The organism is Shewanella waksmanii ATCC BAA-643, assembly GCF_000518805.1.
Taxonomy (GTDB): Bacteria; Pseudomonadota; Gammaproteobacteria; order Enterobacterales; family Shewanellaceae; genus Shewanella; species Shewanella waksmanii.
Genome location: NZ_JAEH01000054.1, coordinates 1 through 25,812 on the forward strand (window position 1 = coordinate 1; position 25,812 = coordinate 25,812).

Below are 25,812 nucleotides of genomic sequence, written 5' to 3' on the forward strand. Positions count from 1 at the left end.
GTCTCCGACCGAAAAAGTGCTAATACATTCCGATCAAGGTGTGCAATATACCTGTTCAGATTGGCGTAGTTTTCTTAAAGAACACAACCTTGAAGCAAGTATGAGCCGCAGAGGGAACTGCCATGATAACGCTGTTGCAGAGAGTTTTTTCTCACTCCTAAAGAAGGATAGAGTTAAGCGAAAAGTCTATAAAACCAGAGATGAAGCACGCTCAGAAATATTTAACTATATCGAATATTTCTATAATCCAGTGCGCCATCATGGTAGTAATAACGGACTGTCACCAATGAAGTTCGAAAAGCAGTATTTTGAGAAACTAGAAAGTGTCTAGATAACTAGGGGCTTACCAACGCCAGTTTTTGACCCATATACTTTCAATTTTCACTATTTATTCCTTGTTAGGCTGGAAACGGCCAAGACTAGACAAGCGCCTTAACTTTTTTTCGATGCTGATCGACTGATTCCTTTGCCATTATTCGCTGCTCATCTGTTAGATCATTGAGCTTAGGTAGGTTTTTCTCGAAGTTTTTGAATCGCTCGGCCATCCCTCTCATTGAGATGCCATCAATCGAGCTCCGATGTTGAAATAACTGCCAGAGTTCCATTAATTCTGATGGTAGATTAACACCAGAAATAAGTTTATTTGCAATCCACAAATAAACGTCAACAATTTGAAGCCCTATAGAGTCAGTACTTTTCGAAATAGTCAACTCCTTATCTGTTAAACCTTTATGTGAAACTTCTTCAGGCGAAAAATCCGTATAGAGTGGATTATTGAAATACATGGCCTTATCTTTCTCAGAAGAGTTTTTAATGCCTTCGGCTATTCTTGAAAGATTATAGTGCGTTCCAATTTGAGCCTTATTGAATTGATTTTGCCTATCCACGATTATAGATGACACTGATTTTCTGCGTTTCTTCCTTGTTCGTCGTGCAATTGCAGCTACGACAAACTGAAAACCAACAGCATTCGGAGATATTATTTTTTGATCTGGGTGACCGAAATCAAGTGATAGTGGCTTTCTAATACCGAAATCCAAAGCATCGATGATAAGCTCTTTGGATCTTGCGTCTAGGGCAGCGTTCTCTGCTCGAATTTTAACTTCAGAAAGCAGACTAACGATAGCATCCTCACAATTCTCAACCCGTTTTACTGTTGATAACCTCCAAGACTCTCGAAGCAGGTCTTCGTCAAATAGAACAGATAATTTGTGTATTAAAAGGTATCTCAAGGGACTCCAATATGTATCCCATTTGACAGCATCGTTTAACCCAGCATCAAAAACGGCATCAAAGAATATAACTAAGGCATAATCGAGTTTTTCTATAAAATAGTAGTCAAAATCGAACTTCATTTTTTTCTGGATTTTAATCAATAACGGAGCAATTTTTACCAAGCCACCTATACCCAATATATTTGCATGAATTAGGTCATCATCGATTATATCTCGAATAGCATTGTGTTCGACGACACAAAGAGCATCTACGTTAGTAACGCTAGAAATTAGACCGTAGCTAAGCCTTGGTTGATTTTTATCAAATAAATTATTCCCAGTATTACCCGATTCATCAATGTGGAAAAACATACTCTACCTAACGCCCGCATAAGGGGCTGATAATGCTTGGCTATACTGTGAAGCGAAGCGGAACCGAGCCAAGCGTTAGCAGTCCCATCACTTAATGCGCTTGTTAGGTGTGCTTTTGGTAAAGATGCAGTAATTCTTGAACCTTAGCGATGCTGCTCAAGAGGTTATTACACTCTATATATTCCAGTGGACTTTCCCAGTCATTATTTTTAACAACGAAAATCCCCCACTTTTCACTCTTTCCGTAATAGCCTAAATCAACAAATAGTGTTTCATCAATACTTCTGAAGCAAAGCAAATCTTCAGTAAGCATTACCTCTGACTCATCAAATGTATCTTTATTCATTTCAAGAATGGAATCACCATCCATGAATACTGTCCAAGAGCTTGAATTAAACTCGATCAATCGGCACACCTAACAGTATATTAGGCCGATTTCCGCATAACAACGGACAGCCACGTTAATGTAATAGTAGCAAGCTAACTTAAAAGCTATTCACCTTCAATAGCTTATGTTTAAGTCGAGGGTGACTTTTATTCAATGTTCGCTGTAGAAAGTCGGATTTGAGTTATTTGTGACGTTTTTCTGCGGTGATCAAAATAGATTTACCTATAAATCAGCACCTAATGCCAAATCTATTGCGGCGCGAATTCTCTGTTTCTACGCCTTAGCGCAAAAATTTGCTCAATCTCATTATAACGGGATACAAAAACAGTCAATTTCCCTTGTTGGTCAGCACATCATTTTGCCAGGACAGCCAAACTGCGTTTGGCAATAGATCGCAGGATTCCATCCTGCACCGGGCAAGGAGGACTGCTCGTCTTATTCCGTTTGAATTTTCAATATCCTCCTTGCAACCTCCATAACGCCCGGCGAACATTTCAAACAGCGAAATTTCGCGACGGGAAAATCTTGATAGCGTCTAACAATATTGGATTTATAAAAGGGGAAATAGCAAACAATCCCTTAAGCATTGAGATAACGCAAAATCGAAGAGGCAATTAACGCCGTGCAGATATCGCAGCGAGTTTTGGTTTCAGGGATGAAACCGCAAAGCGGCCACGGAGGGCTTTACAGCGACTCGCTAAGGTATCTGCACAAACTCCGCAGGAGGCGAAAACCCACTATCCACCATTGTGGTAAATGGCAACTCCACCGCTGGAAGCTAAATCCTTTCGAGTACTGATTAGGAAGGTGACAACCAATTGAACTGTGAAAAACAAAGCCCATCCCGAAACATTAACTATGGGTGTCTATATATTTCTCTCTATATATTTCTCTTCATGTATATGTGATAAAAAAAGTTGGTGACTATTCATTTTTTGCTCCGTAACTCTATGAATGCAAAACGTCCAAATAACGCGCTAAGTAATGCTTGCTAAAATGTGGAACAAAGTGGAATCGAGTAAGCTCTACGTGTCCCAGTTAATTTGTTTTTTAGCAGTATTTACAATTTAATTTTGTGTTTTTTGAAGTACCAAATGGCAATAGGAGTTTCGATTGCTCCGTAAGTAACTAGAGTAAACCAAAACCAATTTACATTAGAAACTAATAAATTGAATTCATGTCCGCTGCCCCAATAGTTAAAACCTACGACCAGCAATGAAAAGCCTGAAATAAAAATGTCATAAAATGAAATTTTATTAAAATTATTTCCAGCTAATTTAGGGTAAATAGAAAGGTATGCAACTAAAACTATTACTAGATTTAGAAATATAATTGATAACTCTGGTGAATCCATTTAGAACAATACTCCTCATACTGCTAACGGTGTATTAGACCGAATTCCGCATAACAACGGACACTCACGTTAATGTTATAGTGGCAAGTTAACTTAAAAGCTATTCATCTTCAATGACTTATATTCATGTGGAGGGTGGCTTTTATTCAATGTTCGCTGTAGGAAGTCTGAATTGACTTATTTGTGACGTTTTCCGCGATGATCAAAATAGATTTATCGATAAATCAGTACCTAATGCCAATTCTATTGCGACGCGAATTCTCTGCTGCCACGCTAAATCGAAGAGACACTAAACCCAGTGCAGATACGACTGAGGCCTTCGACAGCATGGTCGCTCCTTGGCATCCATGCCTTTCATTCATAAATGTAATAACGCATCCAGAAACTATGCCTCTCTCGAAAAATAAGGGGAAATCGAAGAGACACTAAACCCAGTGTAGATACGGCGGAGGGCGTTGGTGGCATGGATGCCACCGTCGAGCACACATGGAAGTGCTTGTAGCGCCCCGAAAAAGTATCTGCACATACCCCGCTGGAGGCGAAAAACCACTAGTATTCATTGTGGTAAATGGCAACTCCACCGCTGGAAGCTAAATCCTTTCGAGCACTGATCAGGAAGATGACAACCAATTGCACTGTGAAAAACCAAGCCCATCCCACAAAACAATGCCAAATCGAAGAGGCAATTAACGCCGTGCAGATACCGCAGCGAGTTTCGGTTTCAGGGATGAAACCGCAAAGCGGCCACGGAGGGCTTTACAGCGACTCGCTAAGGTATCTGCACATACCCCGCTGGAAGCGAAAACCCACTTTCCGCCATTGTGGTAATTGGAAGCCACCCCGCTGGGAGGCGAAACCTCACTATCCACCATTGTGGTAAATGGCAGCCAATTACACAGTGCAAACCAAGTCCATCCCACAAAACACAGCCAAATCGAAGAGGCAATTAACACCGTGCAGATATCGCAGCGAGTTTCGGTTTCAGGGATGAAACCGCAAAGCGGCCACGGAGGGCTTTACAGCGACTCGCTAAGGTATCCGCACAAACCCCGCTGGGAGGCGAAAACCGACTAATGCCACTAATGTTATAAACCACCCACCCACTTACAGCCATAATTATTATCGATAACATTAACATCTTGGTAACTTGCCGTTATAGTGGATGGCAACATGCTCAGATATAAGCTTACTTGATGATAAAAATAATAAAAAAGCTGCTGATAGGCTTGTTAGCCTTAGGCTTTGTTGGCGCGATTACCCTGTATGCGGGGCTGTATTCTAGCTTGCCGCAATTGACCGGCACTGTGTACAGCGGTGGGGTAAAACAAGCGGTCAGTTTAAGTCGTGACAGCTTAGGCACCGCGGTAATTACCGCCAGCAATCGTAACGATGCCGCCTATGCCTTGGGGTATGCCCATGGCCAAGACCGTTTCTTCCAAATGGATTTATTGCGCCGCAATGCCGCTGGTGAGTTAGCTGAGATATTTGGCCTCGCTGTCATTAAGCTAGATGAGCGTCAACGCTTTCATCAGTTCAGGCAGCGCGCTGAGATGATAGTGGCCAATATGGATGTGGCCAGTAAACGTCTGCTGCAAGATTACGCTGCGGGGGTGAACGATGCCCAGCAAGCGCAGCATTTACGCTCGTTTGAGTACTTGCTCACCCAAAGTAAGCCAGAGCCTTGGCGCAGCGCCGATAGCCTGTTAGTGATTTTTAGCATGTATTTGGATTTACAATCAGGGACCATCAAACGTGATTTAACCCTAGCGCACATTGAGCGCTATTTTGGTGCTGATATGTTGGCATTTGTGAACCAAAATAGCCGTTATCAAGCGGCAATAGATGGCAGCGAACTGGCCACACCTGAGATTGCTATCCCTAGCTTAAGCTTACCAACGGTGGCCATGGCAAAGGTAACGCCTATTGCTGAGCCAGTAGAAGTGGGCAGTAATAACTGGGCGGTCAGTGGCAAGGTCACCCAAAGCGGCCACGGCATGCTATCTGATGATATGCACCTGTCGTTTGCGGTGCCCATTATTTGGTATCGCGCCCAGCTAAACTATCAAAGCGCTACAGGCGAAGCGGTGCAGGTTACTGGGGTATCATTGCCCGGCGCACCAGCCATTGTGGTGGGCACGAATGGTCATATTGCTTGGGGGTTCACTAACGCCTATATCGATACCGCTGACTGGATTGCTCTGGCGGACGATGAAGCCACACAAGTCGAAAAACAACAGATTAAACTGCCAAAAGGCGAGCGTGAATATGCGCTGGAGTTAAGCCGATTTGGCCCAGTTAGACGTATTGACGATAAGGCCTATGCGCTTGCTTGGGTGGCGCATCAGCCTTACGCCGTTGATATGCAGTTGATGCAGTTAGAAACAGCCACCGATGTCAGCACTGGCCTAGAAAAAGCCAAGCACTTTGGTATTCCAGTACAAAACTTGCTGATAGTCGACAGCCAAGGCGATGCTGCCTGGCAACCCACTGGCGCTATTCCGTCACGTACAGCATTAAGTGATACCGCGCAGCACAGCGATGATTATCAGGCTGAACTGTGGCGTCAGGATGAAACTCAAATCCCGCGGGTGCATAACCCGCAGAGCGATCGCTTATGGAGCGCCAATTCACGGGTCATGTCAGCGAGTGATCATCAGCGCTTTGGTGATGGCGGTTATGCGCTAGGGGCACGAGCTGAACAAGTACGTGATAATTTGTTGGCCCATGACAGCTTTGATGAGCGGTTATTTTTTGCGATGCAGTTTGACAATACCGCCCACTTTTTAACCCCGTGGCATGAGTACCTAGTAAGCGTGCTTTCAAGCCAACCCAAAGTATTCAGCGATGATTTACAAGCACTGGCGCAGTGGCAACAATGTGCTTGCAGTGACTCAGTGGGATACACCTTAGTGCGGCACTTTCGTGATCAGATGATAGACGCAACATTTGCGCCGTTAGAAGCGGGGCTGAACAAGCAGCAGCTGAGCTTGTCGGCGATCAAGCGCAATCTTGAAACACCCATGTGGCAACTGTTAGCTAAGCAGCCACCGCAATGGCTACCGCAAGGATATGATAGCTGGGCAGCCTTTAGCCTTGACGCCTACCGCCATAGTAAGCAGGATTTGCTCGCCAAATACGATAGTCGTAATAGCGGAGATTTAGCGACCTTGCAATGGGGTAAGGTTAATGCGCTTAAGGTGCAACATCCGTTTAGTAAGCAGATCCCGTTGTTGAGCCACTGGTTAGATATGCCAGAGGTTGCAGGCTTTGGTGACAGCTATATGCCGGCAGTACAGCGCAGTAGCTTTGGCGCATCGCAACGTTTTGTGGTGCAACCAGGCCGTGAAGAGCAGGGCATTATGGCGATACCTGGCGGACAGTCAGGCCATCCATTATCTGATTTTTATCGCGCCGGTTTTGATGAGTACGGTACTCACCAGCCAACGCCGTTGCTTCCTGGAGATAGTTTAGCGACATTAGAAATCTTACCAGCTGCAGGCTAACCCTGCGTTTTGCCCGATAAATAGTGCACGGTTTCAGCCACACAATAAAAAAGCCATCTAAACGATGGCTTTTTTATTGTGACCTTTGGCTAAGTTATAACAGCTTATGCCATGCGCTCCGTAGGTCGCCAGCGTAGTAGCTCACCAGGTAATTTCACCCCTTGGGCGGTGAGGGTGTTAACGCGATTAAGGTACGCGGCACCGTACATTAAGTGCTTGGCTAAATCGACGGCGTTACGGTCTTGGTAGTTATCTAAATAACTGCCTTTGGCCCACTGGTTAAAGGCACCAAGTGCTGGGCCTGCCCAGATTTGATAATCCATTTCACGACCAGCTTCACCAGAGTTAGACCAGCGGCTTGATAAGCCAAGGTACCAGCGGAAAATAAGCGCCATTTTACGCTTCGGATTGCCTTCGGCACGCTCAATTTGCTTAGGGTCACGCTCATTAAAGTGCGCGACCGTACCCGCCCAAATATCATCTAAGCTTGAACGGAATACCTGCTTCTCTAGCTTTTCACGCTCATCGGCCGGAATGGCTTCAATTGAGTCATAACGGGTATAAATTTCATAGAGCTTATTGGCGCGCATTGGGAATAGGGTGCCGCGTTTAACCACTTGCAGTTTCACGCCCATCTCAAACATATCGGCAGCTGGCGCCATGGTGACATCCGCCATCTCTGTGGTTGCCAGAAGTTTACGGGTATGCTCACTGGCACCGGCTTCAACACAAGCTTGGTTGATTGAGCCTGTAACGATATAAGCTGCGCCCATGTTAAAGGTTGCCAGCGCTGCATCAGGCGTCCCCACGCCACCACCACAGCCTACACGGATTGGGGTGTCGTACTGATACTTGTCTTGAATGGCATCTTTTAGTGCCAAAATAGTTGGCAATAACGTCACGAGTGGGCGGTTATCCGTGTGGCCACCAGAATCGGCTTCTGCGGTCACATCATCAGCCATAGGCACCAGTTGCGCTAGTTCCATTTGCTCAGCGGTAATTGATCCTTCATCAACCAGCTTTTGCAGCATTTTTGCTGGCGCAGGCATCATGAATTTTTCAGCCACTTCGGTGCGGCTAACTTTGGCAATGACTTTGTTGGCAATCACAATATTACCTTGGGCATCACGGCTTAGGCCTGCGGCGCGGTAATAAACAATTTGTGGGGTCAGCCCTAAAAACGCCGAGGCTTCAACAGTGCGTACTTTATGCTTTAAAAACAGTTCAACACTGCCACGCTCAAGTGCAGGTTCACTTGGGCTATGGATAAGGTTAAACATGTAGGGGCCATTTGGCAGTGCCGCTTGAATGCGGTTAATGGCGGCTTCTACACGTGATGGAATTAAGCCTGCCGCACCAAATGAGCATAAGATACCGGCTTTGCCAAGCGCGATAACTAACTCTTCTGAAGAGATACCGTTTGCCATTGCGCCAGCATAGTAGGCGTATTTCACCCCATGGACGCGGCGGAAATTACTGTCACCTAAGCTTTCTGTGCCAAGGGCTGGTGCGAAAGCACTTACTGGGTGAGACTGGCTGTCGACTTTTCCGTTGGCCGCTACTTGGGCTTCTACGGCAATACCTATGCCTTTGTCTACATGGTTTACCACGTAGCAGCTGCGACTAAAATCTTTAAGCTGTTGGCCCATCGCTTGGGTATCAAATTGGATTTGGCTTTCTGTCACCGACCAAGGCCATGGCGAGAGCTGTTCATTAGTTGTAGTCGAATTCATTATTCAAGACCTTTTAATTTTTATCGTTTTAGCGCGTAATTGAGTTGCCTCAGCTAAGGGTGACTTAGCTGAGGCCATGCCCCTATGCTGACTCTTCAATGCAGATTGCAATGTCGGTCACTTCGTAAATACGTAGGCCGTCTTTGCTTAAGCTAGCGTTACCTGTGATGACTTTCTTACCATCGACATCTTTCACTGAAGTGATGTTAACGTCCATTGACATCTGCTTGTTAAGTGGGTTGATCTGACCGCGATACTTCCACTTGATGTTAGATAAAATCTGTCCGAACTTAGGCTTGCTAAAGCCAGCGCCTAAGTCTTGATTGATGGCATAAGTCTGCATGGTTTCAATGATGGCTTCAACACCTAGCGAGCCCGGCATGACCGGATCTTGGTGGAAGTGGAACTGGAAGAACCAATCACTTGGGTCAATGGTGCGCTCGGCATATAAGTAACCTAAGCCTTCGCTACCGCCACGCTCAACAATCTCAACCGTATCGATAAAGTTAAGTTGACCACCCGCCAAACGATAGTGTGGCTGACCTGCAGGGGCAGTGAAGTAGCGGCTAGTTTTATCTAACAGGTTCACTTTATGGTCGGCGCTTACGCCATTAGCCACATGCCAAGGCTGAGTGACTTTACCGTTATCAAGACCTAGCTGGTCTTTCAGGGCTTCTGCTTTAAAGTAGCCAAATACCGCGGTGCCGCGATAGAACGGCTCGCCATCGGTGCTTAGCTCAAAACTAAAGCTCTGGATGATGTTAGTGCCCGCCATTACCGTAGACAGTAAGCGCGAGTCATTAACAATGGTTTTGCCGCGTAAATCGACATCGCGCAGCAGTTCACCACTACCATCTAAGTTACGGAAGAACAGCTCAAGCCCAGGGAAACCAAGCGTGGTACCCATGTAGCCAGAGATAAAGCCGTTAGGCTGCAGTGAAATTTCCATCAATACCGAATAGGGCATAACAGCGTGGTGGCTGTTTTTATCGAAATACCACGCATCGGTTGGGACTTCGTATTCAGCAATACATGACGATGGGGTTTTAAAGTCACCGCGCTCGCCATTAACTTCAATCACACGGGTGGTGAGCTGTAGATCGCCACATGGGGTGCGGGGTGGGATCATACCGCGGTAGATAGCAAACTCAGGGCCAAAACAGTTTTCAATGTTGCCTGTTGCAAATTCAAACATATGGTACGGCGTAAATGGCACAGTATCAGGCACCCGGTTAGGGTAATCTGGTGTGACTGGTGCTTCCACATGAGAGATTGGCACCACACCTTTGTTTGGTGTTTTGCTTAAGTCTGGAATTTGCGCCATTAATGGGGCGTTAGCAGACGCAGCTTGATAGACTTTTTTCGCGTCCGTTGCTGGCACTTGCTCTTGAGCAGACTCCAGTAACGGATAAAGGGTACATTCATCTTCTTCTTTGATCATCACCCCAAGGTTTTGGAAATCCACAACCGCTTTACCATCAAGCAAAATGTCAATATTTGCCTTGGCGTAAGGGCGCGGGCTAAAGCCAATCTCGGTAATTTCCATACGGTAGGTTAATACCGCTGACTGCGGGATCACTTGACCACGGCAACGTACCTGCTGCGAGGCATTTTCCAGTGGCTGGAAGCGACCATTTTTAGTTTGGGTATGCATACCTAAGTGCAGCATGTAGAACTGCAGCAACTGGCCACAACCTTCGGCCATCAGCGAGCCTGCCATCACTTGGTCACCTTTAAAGTGACACGGGAAATACCAGTGGTCTGGCTCAAGCTGCTTATGGCCTTCAATTAAACCTAAGCCCCATGCGCCGCCTTGACGGTCAACCTTGCTGACCTGTTCAATCATCAAGAATTTCTCTGAGGCGAAACATAATGATGGTTGTGGCTCACCCGCATGGCTTGGGCCAAAACAGCCTTCAATGTTGGCTGACAGTAGTTGGTGGATCTCTGGGTAGCTAAACTGAGTTTTAGGGCAATCAAGTAAAGGCTTAAACACCTGCTTTTGCGCTAAGTTGCGCGCCTTGATTTCATCTTCTGTGCGGATCACGCCTTTGCCGTCAGCAAGCTCTTCGTCGGTAAAGAAGCCAGCACAGCCGCCATCCATTTTCAGGATCATCTTATCGCCAACAAAGCACTCATATGAGAAGAAGAACAACAAGGTGTCGCCGTTACGGGCGTAGTTATTGATTTTAATATCATAACGTAGGGTGTCACCACCGCGCGGCAGATCGCCCAAGAACGTAAGGGTACAATCAAGTAAGCGGTATACGCGATCACCTTTGTTTTCAAAATCAATGCCTAAGTAACTAATCAACATTAAGTCACATTGGCCTGACTCAACCGCCACAGCCCACGGAATTTGGCCGTCGACCAGGTAAGGTGCATCAACGGGAATGTCATACTCGGTGGTCATTGAACAAGGTTTAAACTCGTTCATGGTGGCATCAAGTTTTGTTACGCGAGAAACCAGCAAGTAGTCAGTGGTTGGTAGACGTACGCGGCGTGAGTAGCTGTCGATGATGGCATAATCTTGGCCAAACACCTTAGCGATGTCACCCTCAGCATACTCAACTAAGTCGGCATAATTCCAGATGCAGGGTTTCAGTGCTGGAATTGGCGCGGTGTAGGGCGGCACGTTAGCATGATCTGGCTTAATCACAGGCGCAGTAGTTGGCGTTGCTGCATTGTTTAGGGCATTGACTGGCGCGCTGTGTGCAATTGCTGGCGCGGTATTGCCAGTGACTTGTGCTAACTGCTGCTTAAGCAAGGCATCGGCCACTTTCATTCCGCTAGCGCGGCTTTGCAAAAAGGCTTGATGAGCTTGCTGAGTTAGTTGTTGGTTCTGTTGAAACGCATTGAGATCACCCTGGCTAACATTAATGGCTGCAGCAGGAGTGCTCGGGTTAAGAGTTTTAGTTGTCATTGGCGTAGGGTTACCTAATACAGAATTAACTGGTGCTGTCTGGGCGGCATGATTGAGCGCTTGCGGCTGACGGGCAACATATTGCAGTGGTGTTTTGCTCACGTTTGAGTGCTGAGATTGGCCCACCTTTTGTTGAATAGTGGCAAGCTCGGCAATCGGAGTGTCAACAATGTGCTGGTAGATATCTCGGCCACCTAAATGCACTTGCTTAATCAGTTGATGTTTAGCATCTGATTTAAGCTCTTGGCTTAAGCGCTGGCTAAGTGCTTGCTGTTGGGCATCACTTTGGCTGAGCAGAATTTGCGAGATTTGATCTTCACTGACGTTACTGACTAAGGCATGTTGGCGGCTATTGGCGCTAACGGCATGCTTAGATAGATTGAGCAAGCCGTGCAGCATACTGGCCATGCCAGCGGCGGCAAAACAATGGCCAATGCGCTCGTCGGCATTAGTGTGCACTGCCTGGGCCAATGCCAGTGGGTTAATCGCTAAGCTACCAGGTGCGACACTGGTTTCAGCCACTTTAATACTGCTGCTATCAACGCCACTTTGCGACAACAAACTATCACTGACGCGACTGGCGTGTTCTACATGGCCAAAGCTTAAGGCATCAAGACTGGCATAACCGACTTGTTGCTGCTCAAGTTCAGTACCGGCTTTCACCAATACCACAGCGCCTGCACCTTCGCCGACATTCCAGCTACCTGCTGCACCCGTGTTGGGCTCAATGGCTACCGGTGCCAGCTGGTTCTTTAAGATGACCTGCTCAAAACTGGCTGACAAATCGACTGCGGCAATCACCACGGCATCGATATTATCTTCAGACATCAGGTTTTGCGCCACATCTACACAGCGACTCACTGATTGCTCGCCCGCTGAGATAGTAAAGGCTGGGCCATTAAAGTCCCACAGCGAGGCAATACGTGATGCCATGATATTGCCAATAAAGCTGGTGTACTGGTTCAGCTTAGCGGCATCAAGGACACTGTCCATGGCAATAGCTTCTAACGCTTGGTATTCGCTATCGCTAAGGCTGACACCCATTGCATTTAGGCTTTGTGCCAGCTGAGTGTGCAGATTAACGCGGCCACGGAACTGGTGTAATTCCAGCTCAGTTTCCATAGCAACCAATACCGCTACGGTTTGACCAGGTTGTAATTTCGCGTCACGGATAGCTTCGTCAGTGACTCGCATCAGCATCAGTTGTTGCGAGATCAGTCTATCGTCTTCATTAGGCGGTAGCTTAAAGCGTAGGAAGTCGAGTTCAAAGTTATCGACATAAGCGCCTTTCGGTGCCGCGCTTAAGCCAAACTGATTGAGCAAGTCTTGATGTTGTTCAAGCCCTTTCCAGCGCTGCTTAGGTAAACCAATAAAGCCATTGCTACGTTCACTAATGGCGCGATCGAGCTGATCGATACTGCTTAGCGGCCCAAAGTGACCGGCAATACCAGTCACTGTCATTGCCGTCGGCGCGCTTGGCTGTGGTGTGGCGACGAGCTGTTCATCTGCGCAGTAAGACTCTAACAGTAAGTGGGCATTACAGCCGCCAAATCCAAATACCGATACCCCAGCATGGCGCGCTGGGTTGTTGGTTTTCACCGGCCAAGGCGTGACTTGATTGGGTAGGGTATGGCTGCCAAATAGGCCATTGGGTGAGCTAATCGCATCGCTGATATTAATACTCGGTGGCAGGGCACCTTCGCGCATCGCAAAGATCATCTTCATGATCCCTGGCATGCCAGCTGCTGTCAGTAAGTGGCCTAAATTGGATTTGGCTGAGCCAATCATTGGCGCGCTGTTACCTTCGAGTTTGTCAGCAAAAAACTGCTCCATCGAGGTTAGCTCAATCTTGTCACCCAGCGGTGTGCCTGTGGCGTGACATTCAATTACTTCAATATCTTTAGGTGCGATATCACTGGCGGCATAGGCACGCTCAAACGCGCGAACTTGTCCTTTGGGGTTCGGGCTCAGTACAAACTGACCTTTACCGTCATTGGATAGGCCAACACCATTGACAACCGCATAAATTTTGTCGCCATCGCGCTGGGCATCATCAAGGCGTTTTAATACCAGTACCCCAGCGCCTTCACCGGCAAACAAGCCTTTACTGTCGGCATCAAATGGCACTGACACACCGTGGTCAGGGTAGGCGTGGAAAATTGAGAACCCCATGTTGATAAAGAACGGGTCAGCGCCTGAGACCGCCCCCGCTAGCATCACATCGGCTTTACCTGTGGTTAAGTAATCACAGGCCAGTTTAAGTGAATATACCGAACTGGCACAGGCGGCATCTAAGCTCAATTGTGCCGCACCTAAACCTAGCGCATCGGCCACCACCTTTGAGGTGTTATGGGCGATCGCACCATTGGCAACATCAATGGCTTGGCCTTGTTGTGCCCGCGATGAATCCGCATTGGTCGGGTTAAGGCTAAAGGCTGGATTGGCCAATTTGTGTTGCAGCGCTTTTTCTACCGCGCTGTGATAAATCGGTAAAAACAGATCATTAGAGCGTGCCGTTGGGAAGCTAAGCGCCCCCATGATTACGCCGGTACGCTGCAAAGTGTGGCTATCGCTTAGTGCCACACCGGCATCTTCTAGCGCTTTGCGGCTAGTATCAAGTGCCCACAAAAAGCTGTCATCTAAGCCGTTGAGCGCTTCGCTACTTAGGCGGTAGCCTTCAGGGTTAAAGCTGAAGTTTTCAATGTAACCGCCTTGGTCACAATAAAAGCGGTCTGACTGGCCCTGAACCCCTTGATAGTCGGCGCTGTTGGCACCGAGTTTTTCGTTGGTCAAGGTGGTGCGCGAGTCGCGCTTGTCCAGCAAGTTTTGCCAAAATTGCTCTGGGGTCTTGGCATCTGGGTACAGAGTCGCCAAGCCAACAATGGCAATTTTGTTCTGTTTGGTTTTACTTGGTTTTGAAGACTTGTCAGCTAGCGACATGAGACTTCCCCTTTCGGTAAGGTAATGCCATTAGCAACAGCAATATCTGCGAGCTGCTGTTGATTTTTTAGCAAAGCAATCTCGCGGTCTAAGCCGTCAAGTAATGGTTGCCATGACATCGGCACTTGGTGGCTAATAAGCTGCCCCAAGGCTTTAAGTAAATGGGTGGTATCAGTGCCACCTTTGGCATTCATTGGTACCGTGCAACAGGCACTCGCATCGCCGCCGTCTTGCTTAACGATTTTGTCGATCAAGGTGCAGTTTTGTCTATCTGCGCCTATTTCAACAAACAGCTTGGCACCTTGGCGCTGCGCGCTATGGATTAAGGCGGTAAAGTCCAAAGGATGACAGAAGGTATCGGCTATCGACTCAGCAATAATTTGACTGTTGAGTGATTGTTGTTCATTGACGGCTTTATCCTGACCACTCAGCAAACTGGCGGCACTGATAAAACCGATATCGTTTGGCACGTCATCGCACAAAGGTTGATTGTAAAAATCAATCACGTTGCTATGTTCATTCAGTGCTGGCGTAGTGTGCATTGCGGTGACGCGATTCGCGGCAATGCCGCGCTTACCGAGTTCACTCAACAGGGCTTTACATTGTGTTTGGCAGCCAGCAATGACACAGGTATCACCTTGCACAATGGCCAAATAAGCACGCGGATACTGAGGCAGCAACGCACTGATTGCAGCTTTATCACAGCGCACCACAAAGCTATTCCAGTCGATGGCTTCATCACTGTTTTGCAGTTGCCAAGCCGCTCTAACTGCGGTTAAGTCACCTGATATCGCAGACGTAAACAGCGGGTCGGTTTGGGTTTTTGCAATCAGTGCATGTGGGTTTTGCCACACGCCCAAACTGGCCCACATTGAGGCTTCACCCATTGAATAACCTAACGCAAAGTTAGGCTTAATCTTAAAGGCTTGGGTGAGCAGTTGCGTGAGCATATAACTGCTACCTACACCAGCGATAGCTAAATCGCCTAGTGCCATGTTGGCGGCAGTTTTAGGGTCCAAATCATAAATGGCGTCGGCTTGTAACATGGCTTTGAGATTGCCTTCACGCTCTAGGCGCGCAAACAGCTCAGGGAAATAGCCATGTAATTCACTAAACATGTCTGCGTACACCGTACCGACACCGGGGTAAACAAAGGCTAATGCCTGTTGCTTATTGCTGCCCAGTGGCGTGCTAGCAAAATAGCTGCCTGCTGGAGTGCGGTAGGGCGCGGCGTGCATGTCAGCGGTGATCACCTTGGGCAGTGCTTGGATAAGCGCTGTTATTTCAGTTTTAAGTGCATCAACGCCAGTGGCTTGCAATACCGCGCGATATTGACTCGTTGACTGAGCAGCTTCGGCCAAGTTGTCGCGCATAAGTTTAAGCAGTGCTAGCGGTTCGTCGATGAGTGCTTGCTCAAGCTGACCAAGGGCCGCTGTAAGGTTGCTGACGTCATCCGCTTGCACTACAAATTGCAGTTGCTGTGCATGCAATAGTGATTTGGCAGCGAGTACGCCGCTACCTTGCGAAAGCACATAGCTTACCGCTTGCGATGAAGCATCGTCGGTAAAGCTGATAGCCGCGACTCGGGCTTGGTGATGCTCGGTATACCAATAGTGGCTTTTAGCTTGTTTGCTACTTAGCGGCGTCTCGCCGTTAACTAACTCACGTTGCCAAGTGCGCGATGCCATCGCCACAATCAATTGATAGACAACAGCAAATTGCTGACGGCTATCGAGATTATGATGATCTTGGTTACGGCTTAAATCGGTTTCATCACGTTTTGCTTGGCTTAGTGCCGCGCTCAATGCTGCATTGCTGCCCAGCGCGCTTTGTTGCATAGCAGCGAGTTGGGCGTGGGGATGAATACGCAGTTGCGCCGCTTTGAGTGCTGGCATCATTAGTAATGAAATTGGGGCGTCGGTGTCACAGCACTGGGCCGTTAACTGCACCACTTTATCATTACTAATCGCGTCGATGGTGGCTTTGAGATTAGCCTCAAAGTCATCCACTTGAATTTGTACAATGGGTTGGTCAAATAGCTGACTGCGGCTCAGATCTGGCAATAGGTGCTTGAGCACCTCATCACTCATCTGAGCCGACGGCAACGCTAATAGTGCTATGCGCAGTGGCATAACACTATCAGCAGCTTGACCATGGGTGGCGTTGGAGACCAATGTCGACATTACAGCTTCGCCTCATGTTGTACTAACGTGGCCTTATTTGCCGTAAAAGCGGCGTTAAGCCCTTTACTGATGGTCACTTTGGCTGCGGTCATCTTAGCGCTGAGTTCACCATTGCTATGATACAAGGCAATATCGGCTTCTAAGGCACGTTGGCTAGTACGTTTGACACTGAGCTCAATAACACCCGACTCGCCAAAGGCAAGTGGACGCAATACCTGAAACTCACCGATAGTACTAGGCAAACTGGCCGCACCGTACTGCATGCGTGCCCAAACGAGCATGGCTTGCAACAATAAGTCTTCAGCGAAAGCTTGGCTGCCACCTATATGTGCGCTTGGGGTAAAGTCGCCACAATCGCTCAACTCAACCATTGGAATTTGGCAATCAGCCACTAAACCTTGTTCATCAAAGCGCGTGACCTGCTTAATCCCTTGTAGGCGCGGACCATGGAACAGCGTACCGTCCTGATACAAGCTCGCGCCTGATGCAACCACATCATTGTGGGCTGCTAAGGCTTTCGCCGCAGGCAACGGCTGCTCATCGGCAACTAAGCTGGCTTTATATTGTGGCCGGCCGTTGGCAGAGATAAGCGCTTCAAGACTGTTGTCTTTAGCTGGCGTTAACTCCAAGGTCATTTGCTGTGGCGTAGCGCTGTCAAACACAATGCCCTTAAGCAGCTTATAATCTCGAACAGTGATGCGTGAGCCTAGCATTTCGCTGGCAACTTCACGCATCCACTGAATGGCGCAAACTGTCGGCAATACAGGATTGCCGCCAATGCAATGGTCTTCAATAAAGGCCATTGCTTTTGGGTCTAGTTGGCGCGTAACCGAGGTTGCCGCAAGCGGGCGCGATGCAAGTTGCACCTCACCCGCATTAAGCTTTTTTACAGCAGCTGCTCCTTGGCTGTCTTGGTTATTGCCTTGCATTGAAGTACCAATCAGTAACTGTACGCCAGTTTGATTGAGTAGTTGATTGGCAAATAACTCTGCACCCGCTTTTAGCGGAATGACATAGACACCGCGTTCAGTGAACATCTTTTTCAGCGCTGGGTTGACCATGCCGCCATCCCAAGGGCCCCAGTTAAAGCTCATCACTTTAGTTTGGCCTTGACGGGCACTAAATTGCAGTGCCGCTTTGTTAAGAATGTCGTTAGACATTGAGTAATCACTTTGGCCAGTGTTGCCGTAGAAACCGGCTGCTGAGCTAAACATCGCCAGTAGCTTAAGTTTGCTTGGTTCAATGGCGGCAAGTAGGGCTTTTAGGCCGTTAACTTTAGTGCCATAAACACGGGCTAACTCTGCTGCAGTTTTATCTTGGATATGCTTGTCAGCCAATACGCCAGCACCATGAATGATACCGGTAATATCGCTCGCCTGACTGACCCCTTTGAGGGTACTCAATGCTTGGCCAATTGCTTGGCTGTCAGTGACATCCATGCTGACATACTCAGCGCTGGCACCGACTTGCTCAAAGGCGGCCAATGCATGACTGATTTCAAGACTGCTTTGAACCGGCCAAACTAGTGCATCAACTTGTTTTGGCGTTGGCTTTTCGCCAGATGCGATGATGTGCGCAATGGCAGCAGGTTTCAGCTCTGACGCTTGTTTACCTGCAGCCCATTGTGGAATGGCCTGCAATTGGCTACGACCCGCAAGCACAAAGTGTGATTGGGTACGTGAGGCTAGGGCAAGAGCACATTCAAATGTGACGCCTTTTGCACCCCCGGTCACCAGTATTTTATCTGCACTATCTAAGTTAGCTGCAGCGGTTTGATTGACTGCCGTGCTGGCAACAAGGGTGTGACGCACAAGCTCACCGTTTTGCTGCGCTATCGCGACTTCTGCAATACCTTGCTGGTCAAACAGTTCTGCAGCAATTGCATCAGCTAAGTTGCTGGCATCGACACTGGGTGCAATATCCAGCGCTCGACAGAACACGTTTGGCCATTCATGGCTCAAGGTTTTAGTTAATCCAGCTAGCGCGGCTTGGTTGAGCTCAGCTTTGGCAAGCTCGGCTGCATCTAAATATCCGAAACCGCCGTCGATACGGCTTACGGTAACAAAGCAGCGACGCGCGCCAGTGTCTTTGCATAGGCTTGGCTGCAGTAATTTGGCCCATAGGAACGCTTGGGTCACATGCTGCATACTCGCATCGTCAAGATTAACGGCTTGCTCTGCACTGGCAGTGCTTTGGGGTTGCAGGTGTACGAAACCAGCAATATTGCCCAGCTGCTTGTCTATTTGACCGATAACGGCTTTGATACCCGCTTCGTCAACAGATTTTGCTTGGAAACTTGCGACTTCACTGCTTAGCGGTGACTGTGGTTGGCCTTCTGGTAAACGCACAACCGCGACATTCAGACCCTGTTTGTTTAGCTTCTCGGCTAATACACCGGCATGATGACCGTCATCGGTGATCACAACGGTGCTATCAGCGGCGAAGCAATCAACTAGTTTGCTCGCCGCATCAAGCTTTTTTAATGCAACCTCATCATGGGGTGGTAGCTCAACACTTGGCTGATTTGCCACTGGTGCTGGTTTTGCCGCAGCACTCGCGGTTGCACTTTGGCCATCGCCAAGCTTGCTGTTCATGTAATCCACAATTTCGCCTAGGGTACGGCATTCTGCGAGATCTTCTGGGTTAAGATCAGGTAGCCCTGGTAGCTCATCTTGTACCGTCCCTAGAATCTCAACGCGTTTAATCGAGTCGATACCTAGGTCGGCTTCCATGTCCATGCTTAGCTCAAGCATTTCAGTTGGGTAGCCGGTTTTATCAGCGACCACTTTCATCATGGTAGCTTGTACCTGTTGTGGGCTTAAACCACTTGCTACGGGGGCTTGCGCAGCGCTAGTCGCGGCAACTGGTGCTGCTGGCGTGCTAACGGTAAGCTTGCTGTTCATGTAGCTAACAATTTCGCCTAGGGTACGACACTCGGCGAGATCTTCAGGGTTAAGCTCAGGCAGTCCTGGTAGTTCATCTTGTACGGTACCAAGAATTTCAACACGCTTGATAGAGTCGATACCTAGGTCGGCTTCCATATCCATGCTCAGTTCGAGCATTTCAGTTGGGTAACCGGTTTTGTCTGCGACGACTTTCATCATAGTCGCTTGGACTTGATCAGCGCTTAAACCGCTTGCCACAGGTGCTTGTGCAGCTGGCGCAGCTGTCGTTGTTGCTGCAACAGGTGCACTAGCAGGTAGCTTGCTGTTCATGTAAGCAACAATTTCACCTAAAGTGCGGCACTCTGCTAAATCTTCAGGGTTAAGCTCTGGTAAGCCTGGTAGCTCATCTTGTACGGTACCAAGAATTTCAACCCGTTTAATCGAATCGATACCTAGGTCGGCTTCCATATCCATGCTCAGTTCAAGCATTTCAGTTGGGTAACCGGTTTTATCGGCCACGACACTCATCATGGTGGCTTGTACTTGGGCTGCATCTAAGCCGCCTGTTGCTGCAGGTGCTGCCACAGGCGTGATAGCTGGCGCGGCAGCGCCGTAGGCAACCGGTGCACTGGCTGGCAATTTGCTATTCATATAAGCAACGATTTCACCAAGGGTGCGGCACTCGGCTAAATCTTCTGGGCTTAGCTCAGGCAAGCCTGGCAGCTCATCTTGCACGGTACCAAGAATTTCAACACGCTTGATTGAGTCAATGCCCAAATCTGCTTCCATATCCATGCTCAGTTCTAGCATTTCAGTAGGGTAACCGGTTTTATCGGCCACGACACTCATCATGGTGGCTTGTACTTGGGCTGCATCTAGACCACCGCTGACTGCAGCGGCAGCAACTGGTGCTGTAGCCACTGAACCCGCAGCAGGTAGCTTGCTGTTCATGTAGGCAACAATTTCACCTAAGGTGCGGCATTCCGCTAAATCTTCTGGGCTAAGCTCAGGTAGACCTGGTAGCTCATCTTGCACAGTACCGAGAATTTCAACGCGCTTAATCGAATCGATGCCTAAGTCGGCTTCCATATCCATTTCAAGCTCAAGCATTTCGGTTGGGTAACCGGTTTTTTCAGCGATAACCGCCATCATAGTGCTTTGAACTTGGGCTGCATCTAAACCACCGATCACGGCTGGAGCAGCCACTGGCGCAGCGGCAACTGAACCCGCAGCAGGTAGCTTACTGTTCATGTAGGCAACAATTTCACCTAAGGTGCGGCATTCCGCTAAATCTTCAGGGCTAAGCTCTGGCAAGCCTGGCAGCTCATCTTGTACGCTACCAAGAATTTCAACACGCTTAATGGAGTCGATGCCTAAGTCGGCTTCCATATCCATTTCAAGCTCAAGCATTTCGGTTGGGTAACCGGTTTTTTCAGCCACAACCGCCATCATGGTAGTTTGCACTTGCTCGGCGTTTAATCCCGCAGGTGCCGCGGCCACAGGTGCGCTAGCAACGGGTGTAACAACAGGGGCTGCAGGCGCTGTAACTGGAGCGGGAGCTGCAACTGGTGCAGGCGTAGCCACCACTTGCGCTGGCGCGACTTTTGGCGCGCTTATCGCTTGTGGCGCTGTTTGTACTGGCGCAGTTTGTACCGGCGCTTGAGGCGCCACTGGCGCGCTAATTACCGGCGCGGCAGTAACAGTGCTGACAGGTGCTGGTGCACTGACTTGAGGTGCTTGAAGTTGGGCGCCACTTAGTGCTGCTAGGGCTGCATTGTTGCTACCCGCTTGCATTTCTAAGAACTGAGTATGGCTTTGCACCGTTTGAGCTTGCAGCTGGTGGAACTGTTCCATCGAGCGCTGTAGGCTTTCTGGAATCGCCACGCCATTGTTGGCAAGCTTAGTTTGTTCGGTCATCAATGTAGTGAAGGTATCACCGTATTGCTGCGGAATTTGTAAAAACTCTTGGTGCAGCTGTGCTGCTTGCTGCTGGGCTGCAAAGAACTGTGTCAGCGCATCGGCTGATGAACCTACGCTTGGTTTGTTATCTTGCGACACTGGTACGGCACTCTCATTGATGGTGTGATTAACAGACTGGGCAGCATCTTGGTGCGGCGCAGCAACTTCGATAATTTTTTCCACTACCGTGGGAACTTCAACTATTTTTTCAACGACTTTTTCAACTTCAACCACTTTTTCAACCACTTTTTCTTCGACCACTATGGTGCTAGACACTTGGCCTTGGTTAAGTGATTTTTCCATCTTGCTGCGGGTAGCCGCGCTGATGTAGTTAACCGCGTTGAGGGTAATATTCATTGGCGATGCTTTTGCGGGCGCAGCAATATCGGCTTGATATGGGTCAATATTGTCTAAGCTAACCCCGGCTACAGCAAGTTGTACGGCAGCTTGTTTTAGCTGCACATCGCTATCTGCTTTCGGGCTTGGGTTGATCGCAATCGCACAGATCTCTTCGCCTTTAGTGGCTAGAGTGCCCTGTACCAACTTTTGTAGAATATTCTTAGGTCCAAACTCAACAAAAACACGTGCACCTGCGTCATACATGGCGCTTAACTGGTCAGTGAAGCGTACCGATTGCAGCATATGCTTCTTAAAGGCGGTCTTAATTTTAGCGCCGCTGGCGTCATAGGCTTTGCCTGTCGCATTAGAATAGAGACTGCGACTTGGCTTAGTGAACTTCGCGCTATCAATCGCTTTAGCGAACGGTGCTTGGGCGTGGCCTACTAGCTCGGTGTGGAATGCACCTGATACAGGTAGGTTAATGGCTTTATAACCTAAATCGGCAAGCGCCTTAGCGGCATCCGCTGTGGTTGCTGTCGGGCCTGCAATCACTGATTGTGTTGGCGCGTTATAGTTAGCGACTTTGACGCCGTCGAACTTGGCAATAGTGGCCTCTAAGGTTTCAAGATCACTGCTGTCTTTGGTGATAATGGCATACATTGCACCGGTATCGGCTTCAGTTTCACCGGCTTTAGGTGTGGCTTTAGTCGCCATGGCATCGCCACGGGCAAAGGCCAGCTTGTAATAGTCATCACTGCTGATCACGCCTGCAGCACAAAGTGCACTGAGTTCACCAAAACTGTGTCCTGCAACCATATCGGCATTAAAGCCTGCGGCGCTAAATAGCGCGTATTGGCCCATCGACATCGCACCAATTGCGCTTTGTGCGTTGGCGGTGTTGGTTAATACCGATTCTTGCGCTTTCACATCTTGCTTATTAAATACCGGCTTAGGGTAAACGATGTGTGAAAGTGGTGTTTTATCATTGCCAGCAAATACTTTATCTGCGCTAACCCATTGTTGGCGCATCTCAGGGTAGTAACAGGCAAGCTCGCGACCCATGTTTAGGTACTGTGAACCTTGGCCAGCAAACAATGCCGCTACTTTAGCACCTGACTTGTCGCTCACTAGCGCACTAGCACGGTAGCTAGTGCCACCTGGAAGCTGCCAGCTTACATCATCGCTGCTTTGCAGTTTACTGATAGCTTGGGTCAATTGCGCTTTGAGTGATTGGGTGTCTGTTGCGACAATACCAATACGCGCATGGTTAGCATCAAGTGTGCGAGTTGGGTAATCTTCGGCGCTATCTTTTAAGATAAACTCGGCTTGATCAGCTGCGCTGTTGAGCGAAGTCAATGCGTCAATCAATGCGGCTTTATCTGCAGCGCTCACTAACCAGCTTTGTGCCACTTCACGCTGACGATATTTAGCTTTGTCGGCATCGTCGCGACTGTGTTCTGCTTGGTACTCTTCTAGTACGAAGTGGAAGTTGGTGCCGCCAAAACCAAATGAGCTGATACCAGCACGACGTGGCGTACCATCAACCCGAGGTAACCATGGGCGTGTTTCGGTATTAAGGTAGAAAGGTGAGTTTTCAATATCCAGCTTTGGACTTGGCTCGCTCACGTTGATGGTTGGTGGTAGCACTTTGTGGTGCAGTGCCAAGGCCGCTTTAATCAGACCCGCGGTACCCGCAGTCGATTTAGTGTGGCCGATTTGCGATTTAACCGAACCTAACGCGATATGCTGTTTGTCATCGCAGTCTTGACCAAACACCGAACAAAGGCCGGCAAATTCTGCGGCATCACCAGCAGCGGTGCCCGTACCGTGGGCTTCAATTAAACCTAATGTGTGTGGTGCAAAACCGGCATCATCGTAGGCACGATTCAGTGCTTTAGCCTGACCTGATGGACGCGGCGCATAGATAGACTTGAACTTACCATCTGATGAAGAACCGATACCTTTAATCACCGAGTAGATTCTGTCGCCATCACGTTCTGCATCTTCTAGGCGTTTTAGGGCGATCATGCCGATACCTTCACCAATCATCATCCCTTTCGAGTCGATGTCGAATGGTTGAATGGTGTCGTTAGTGGTGAACGCCGGTGTTTTAGAGAAACTCATGTACATTGATGGTGAGTTGTCGGTACATACACCACCGGTGATCATCATCTCTGAGCGGCCTTCAACAAGCTCGCTTAATGCCATGCGCATTGCTGCTAGTGAGCCTGCACAGGCGGCATCGACGACGCAGTTCATGCCACCAAAATCAAAGCGGTTAGCAATACGACCAGCAATCACATTACCCAGTGAGCCCGGGAACGAGTTTTCTTCCCAATGGATATATTGGTCTTGGAATTTCTTGATTAGCATTTCGCTGTCTTCATCGCTAATTCCACTGCTGGCGAAGACTTTTTTCAATACTGGATACTGCAAACGAGCGGTTAGGCTGTGGCTAATTTTTTGTCCGCCACCCACACCTAAGGTGATACCAATCTTGTCGCGATCATAGTCGGCAGGCAAGTTAGCATCGGCCAACACTTCTTTGGCAACGATTAAAGACAGCAACTGTGATGAGTCAGTGAGCTCTAAAATATTTGGCGGCAGACCAAATTCCATCGGGTTAAAGTCAACATCTGGCAGGAAGCCACCACGCTTACAATAACTCTTATCTGGCGTGCTCTTATTGGCATCGTAATACTCTTCTGGCTGCCAATGGCTCGCTGGAAGCTCAGTAATGGCATCGATTTTCTCGCTGATGAGATCCCAAAACTTGTTTAGGTAACGAGAGTTAGCGAAGATGCTCGCCATGCCAACAATGGCAATAGGCATGTCTTTAAGGCGTTTGTTTAAACGTAAATCAGCTTGGCTATCTTGCCCTGTGTCAGCAGCGTTGGCCGCTGACTTTTTTGCTGATGCTTTTGAAGGTTTAGAGGTCTGGCTCATTATGAGTCTCCAGTGGCTGCCCGCGTAGTGGGCGTCTTGTTGTTAGTGTCAGCACCTTTCATCTGTTGCCCGTGAGTAAGTTGGGCACCAGGGAAGCGCTGCAAAAAGGTGTGGTAGTTGCGTACGAGCAACTTCCTTAAATGGAACGGCCCATGTCGTAAGACATAAGCGAAGTAACGCAATGTGGCTTGGGTATTACCATCTTGGTATATATCGAGATAGATCCAATCGCTGATCGGATCGATACCCAACAACACTGAACTTGGGGTTTGTTCGGTGAGTTGGGGAGGAATCGTCAATGAGGCAACTTGTACAACGCTTTGTGTGTCATCCAGTGGCAAAGCTAACGTTTTTGCTAAGGTTTCTGGGTTTAGCGTGTAGGTGGCAATGTCGCTGCCTTGGGCGATAGGAAGCTGGTTGAAGTAACGTTCAGGTACATGGGGGGATTCAATCCCGGCAATACGCGACACACCGTAACGTTTTAAGCAGCGGGCTAATCCAGAACGAGATACATTGGGATTTATAAATTGCTGCGTAACTTGTAATAACCTATCGAGGGGCAGTTTTAGCTGAAAGCGTAAGCCAACCACGACATATTCTTGCAATGGGGTCAGCGTTGTATTGAGGTGATGCGGGGTAGTGGGGCTGTCATCGATAGAATCGCGTTTGCGCCACTTACGCACAGTGGCTTCACTGATGTTGAGCACCTTCGCAAGTTGCGACACGCTCAGATCAGATTCCTGAATAAACTGACGCATTTCTGGCGTCGTTGTGGCGTTGCGGTGCCTGACTTGGGTGGCATTTTGCGTACACTCATCCGTTTTTGAATTTGGCGGAGAGTCTGCCTGACGAGCTTGTTCTTCCATCAGTATAGCGGTGACCCGTTAATAATCTTCTGGGACTCATCACGTTTTATGACAGTTTTATTCTGCAGAAACCCTGTCGAAGCGCGATTTTGTCGTGAATTAGTAGCTAGTGGTTGAGCAGACTACCTGAGGATGAGGGGCAAAACAATCTCCTGGGACTTAATTCATACTCTTTAGACCAGTTTAAGCGTACAACTGTGCGCCAAG

At 48.4% G+C, this 25,812-nt stretch carries 11 protein-coding genes; 3 read left to right on the top strand and 8 right to left on the bottom strand.

What is annotated here, in order from left to right:
* A partial coding sequence (locus L865_RS0117525) for an IS3 family transposase (protein ID WP_028774206.1) occupies positions 1–331 on the top strand: 331 nt, incomplete at its 5' end.
* A gap of 88 nt (positions 332–419) precedes the next feature.
* On the opposite strand, the gene L865_RS0117530 is transcribed toward L865_RS0117525, so the two are convergent.
* The 3 genes from L865_RS0117530 to L865_RS0117540 form a co-directional block, all read right to left on the bottom strand.
* Positions 420–1,586, bottom strand: a complete 1,167-nt coding sequence (locus L865_RS0117530; RefSeq protein WP_028774436.1) for a DUF3800 domain-containing protein — start codon at positions 1,584–1,586, stop codon at positions 420–422.
* Positions 1,587–1,689: 103 nt separating this feature from the next.
* The gene (locus tag L865_RS0117535) at positions 1,690–1,956 is read right to left on the bottom strand and encodes a hypothetical protein (RefSeq protein ID WP_028774437.1); all 267 of its coding nucleotides are present in this window, start codon (positions 1,954–1,956) and stop codon (positions 1,690–1,692) included.
* 1,078 nt (positions 1,957–3,034) lie between these two features.
* On the bottom strand, positions 3,035–3,328 hold the full coding sequence (locus L865_RS0117540; protein WP_028774438.1) for a hypothetical protein: 294 nt from the start codon (positions 3,326–3,328) through the stop codon (positions 3,035–3,037).
* An 828-nt stretch (positions 3,329–4,156) separates the two neighbouring features.
* Here L865_RS0117540 and L865_RS25620 point away from each other — a divergent pair.
* Both L865_RS25620 and L865_RS0117545 read left to right on the top strand, forming a co-directional pair.
* Positions 4,157–4,402, top strand: coding sequence for a hypothetical protein (locus tag L865_RS25620; RefSeq protein ID WP_157577659.1), 246 nt, complete (start codon positions 4,157–4,159; stop codon positions 4,400–4,402).
* A gap of 119 nt (positions 4,403–4,521) precedes the next feature.
* A complete protein-coding gene (locus tag L865_RS0117545) occupies positions 4,522–6,831 on the top strand; it encodes a penicillin acylase family protein (protein WP_037471495.1) in 2,310 nt (769 codons plus the stop codon).
* Between the two features lie 104 nt (positions 6,832–6,935).
* Here L865_RS0117545 and pfaD read toward each other — a convergent pair whose 3' ends face one another.
* The 5 genes from pfaD to L865_RS0117570 all read right to left on the bottom strand — a co-directional run bounded on the left by pfaD (position 6,936) and on the right by L865_RS0117570 (position 25,605).
* Complete coding sequence (gene pfaD, locus L865_RS0117550) at positions 6,936–8,564, bottom strand: eicosapentaenoate synthase subunit PfaD (protein WP_028774440.1); 1,629 nt, start codon at positions 8,562–8,564, stop codon at positions 6,936–6,938.
* Between the two features lie 82 nt (positions 8,565–8,646).
* Positions 8,647–14,427: a hotdog fold thioesterase gene (locus L865_RS0117555; protein ID WP_028774441.1), complete on the bottom strand. Its 5,781-nt coding sequence runs from the start codon at positions 14,425–14,427 to the stop codon at positions 8,647–8,649.
* Positions 14,418–16,610 (bottom strand): PfaB family protein, encoded by a 2,193-nt coding sequence (locus L865_RS0117560; RefSeq protein ID WP_051484682.1) that lies wholly within the window; start codon positions 16,608–16,610, stop codon positions 14,418–14,420. Before L865_RS0117560 ends, L865_RS0117555 begins: the two co-directional genes overlap by 10 nt.
* Positions 16,610–24,739: a type I polyketide synthase gene (locus tag L865_RS0117565; protein ID WP_028774443.1), complete on the bottom strand. Its 8,130-nt coding sequence runs from the start codon at positions 24,737–24,739 to the stop codon at positions 16,610–16,612. Before L865_RS0117565 ends, L865_RS0117560 begins: the two co-directional genes overlap by 1 nt.
* Entirely contained in the window at positions 24,739–25,605 is an 867-nt protein-coding gene (locus L865_RS0117570; RefSeq protein WP_028774444.1) for a phage terminase small subunit-related protein, read from the bottom strand. The genes L865_RS0117565 and L865_RS0117570 overlap by 1 nt, the downstream gene beginning before the upstream one ends.
* Positions 25,606–25,812: the final 207 nt, after the last annotated feature.